At 47.3% G+C, this 258-nt stretch carries 1 pseudogene; it reads right to left on the bottom strand.

The window, feature by feature from the left end:
• Positions 1–258 (bottom strand): annotated as a pseudogene (locus JUI58_RS09945) (hypothetical protein); the annotation flags it as partial.

Here is a 258-nt window from a genome sequence, read left to right as displayed (position 1 = left end):
TTTCATTATACAAGTGCGAACATCACTTTGAGTAATGGGGTTGCGAAAAGGCTCAAAGAGTGCGGGGGTTGCGGTTAATCGTCCAAGTAAGCCCAAGTTTTGGCGGCGTTCGGGGTTGGAGGAGGAAGGAGTAAACAAAACATCAATTTGGCGACCTTCTGGGTGAATGTCTTTGCTTGTTTCTACAACACCGAGAGGAGAAAGGAGTTCGCTGAGATATTGTTTGGCGAATTGGTCGTGGATAAAACGAGTCACGGG

The organism is Spirulina sp. CCY15215 (assembly GCF_016888125.1).
GTDB lineage: Bacteria > Cyanobacteriota > Cyanobacteriia > Cyanobacteriales > Spirulinaceae > CCY15215.
The sequence above is the reverse complement of the archived record's forward strand: the minus strand, read 5'-3'. Positions and strand labels throughout refer to the sequence as shown.